The organism is Hyphomicrobiales bacterium, from assembly GCA_030688605.1.
Classification (GTDB): Bacteria; Pseudomonadota; Alphaproteobacteria; order Rhizobiales; family NORP267; genus JAUYJB01.
In genome coordinates this window covers 1-2,691 of record JAUYJB010000003.1, presented here as the reverse complement: position 1 = coordinate 2,691, position 2,691 = coordinate 1, and the positions used below count along the sequence as shown (strand labels likewise).

Annotated in this window: 3 protein-coding genes; all 3 read right to left on the bottom strand. The window is 62.0% G+C overall.

Annotated features, from left to right (window positions below; all coding sequences use genetic code 11):
• A partial coding sequence (locus Q8P46_00515; protein ID MDP2618654.1) for a hypothetical protein occupies positions 1-663 on the bottom strand: 663 nt, incomplete at its 3' end.
• A gap of 10 nt (positions 664-673) precedes the next feature.
• On the bottom strand, positions 674-910 hold the full coding sequence (locus Q8P46_00510) for a hypothetical protein (protein ID MDP2618653.1): 237 nt from the start codon (positions 908-910) through the stop codon (positions 674-676).
• 9 nt (positions 911-919) lie between these two features.
• The coding region (locus Q8P46_00505; GenBank protein ID MDP2618652.1) for a hypothetical protein at positions 920-2,691 on the bottom strand (1,772 nt) is incomplete at its 5' end.

Genomic DNA, 2,691 nt, shown 5'->3' with positions numbered 1-2,691 from the left:
GACAACCTTGATGATCCCGCCGCCGGCCGCCGCTGGCGCAGAAGGCGTCGTTGTCGCCTGGCCCATGGCCGGCGGCGCGCCAAGTACGCTCGAATCCGTCCCGGGCCCGTACCCGGCATTGGAATGCAGGGCTGCGTTGGCGGCCGGAGTCATCACGCGCACTCCCGGTGCTTCGGCAGGGCGCGCCGTTGTAGTTGGGGCCTCGCTCGGGCGCGCAGTCGTGGCGGCAGGCACAGCCGCTGGAGCGGCATTTCCAGTCCCGAAATACCCGCGTCCAACGTCCGCAAGCGTGCCACCGACCGCGCCGGCGCCAGTCATCGCGCTGCGCCCAATGATCCCAGCCGAATCTCCCAAGTTTCGCGCAGCCCCGGCAGCAACATCTACAACAGGACCGACTTGCGCCCCGACCTGCCTGTTGAGCGTTTCTCCAAACCGCTGCCCAAGTGGCATGTTGTTGTTCGACGCAGCCGGGACGATAGGCGCAAGCGGCGTGGCAGCCAAAGCTGAAGGCGAAAGTCCCCTTCTCGCCATGATCCCGATGCTGTCCAGCACCCCGGGCGCCGCAGCGTTTGGATTCAGGAGAGAAGGCGCTGCATTGAACCCGAGCGCGCGCTTCCTTTTCTTGTTCTCGCCGATGGTGGTGTAATCGAGTGTCCCTGCCATGTCGTTCTCCTTACTTCGGCTTCGTCAGAGGCCGCGAAAACGCCGCCGCGTCGGGACGGCGATTGATGAGCGCTCGAAGCTGATCCTGCTGGCGCGAGGTCATCGGGCGAGGCGCCGTAACGCCCTGCGTGACGTACTCCGTCGGCGCGGACGAGATCGCGGCCACACGACGCAGCCCGCCTTCCTCGCCATCGTCCAGCCGTTTGATTGCGAGAGCGCTCTGCATGCTGATTCCGCTTCCGGCCATGGTGGTCTCCTATTGCTGCTGCGCGACGATCGCCGACAACGTGTTTATGCTGTTCACCGCCGCACTCACAATCGCCGTGTAATATTGCCCCGCCGCCTGACCGGCTTCGACGCGAAGCTTGAGCGATTCGAGCAGTACGTCAAGTTCATTTTTTGCCTGAGTCAACTTGATGTTCGCGTTCGCAATGTTGCGCCTCATTTCCAGTTCCTTCTCGCTCAAGTCCAGCCGGATCGCTTCGCCGATCGCTCCGGCCTCGGCGCTCGCGCCTTGAACCTGCGCGCCGTACACCCGCGTCTTGGCGTCGATGGTCTGCGCCTGGGCGTCGATGTTGGTCTTGTACACGTCAGCCTCGGTCTTGTACTCCTCCAGCCCCTGATTGGCGACTTCGATCTGCCCTTTCAGGCGCGCGATCAGAATGTCAGCGCGTACCTTGGCGGCCTCGACCGTCGCGGTATACGCACGCGCCTCGGCTGCGAACGCTTCCGTCCTGGCGGTCTGCCCTTTGACCCCGGACTCGTACATATTGAACTCGGCCACTTTCGCCTGAACTTCAGCCGTGAATGCAGAGATCAGTTCGTGGAACGCCTCGAGGCGCAATTTCTGGATTCCAGCCGCGATCTGCGCACCTTCCAGTTGGCCCTTCCAGAGATTGATGATCTGTTCGACGCCGTGCCATTGGGCCTTGAATACCTCGATGTACGTGCGCTGAATGTCGTTTTCGACTCGCGTGCCTTCCATCTGGACGCGCGCACGTTCCAGTTGGAGCGCGACCGCCCGTATTCTTGACTCCAGTATCGACGCTGCGGTTTTGTCGGATTCCAGTTGAGCATTGAAGCGCGCGACCTGCGCATCGTATATTTTCAGTGCCGCCTCTAGCGTGGCCTTCGCCGCGTTCAGCGTGCGCTCCATCATGCTGTTGTGGTAGCCGATGAGGATCTGTTCGAGGGCTTTCGTCTGCTCGATCGTGAACTGCCTGTTCTGCACGTACAGGTCGGCGCGCTTCAGGGCGATGTCCCGATTGATCGTGGACACCTTGTTTTGCAGGTCCTGCTCGGCACGCTGCAGCACCACGGTCAAATCCCCTGGTGGATAGGGGAACCCACGCGCCGCGGCGCCGGCGATCAGCGCCTCGGTCTGCTGCATCGCCGATTCCAGTTCGCGCGAGCGGGCACGGTCGAACAGCGCCGACTCGTCCCATGGCTCGATGCCGTAGCCGCCGTTCTGCAGGTTGTCCAGCAGCTTCGCCTGAAGCTCGTCCAGCAGCGCCGAGCTGTAGAGCTGTTCATAGAACGTGAAGTTGTTCGTCGGCACCACTAGGTCATCCACGGAACGCGAGGCCGACAGTTCCGGGATTGTTATCCCTTCGACCTCATGGAACGTGATCCCGGTCAAAATGAGCGGGGTTACAGATGGTAGTGTCGGTGACGGAGGAATCACTGGATCGGTAATCTCCGGCTCATTCGGCTTACTTGGCAACGCGCTCGAAGGAATGGCCGGCATTTCCAGCACTGGAGCAGTGGCCGTGAACTCCGGCACAACGACGTCATCCAAGGGGTCGATGGTGCCGGGGGTGAACGTCGGCGCCACGGCCGCAATGTCCTCTATGCTGATCGCGGCCGGGAACAGGCTGCGCAACAGCGTCAGCGTCCTCTCAGCGCTGCTTTTGTCATACCCGGCGTCCGGGATCTCCAGTAAATTCGCCGTGTAGTAGGTATGCGCTTCCGCCAGAAAAGCTAGCTTGGCAAGGAAGGTGTCAGCGGTGGAGACGGTCGATACCGCAA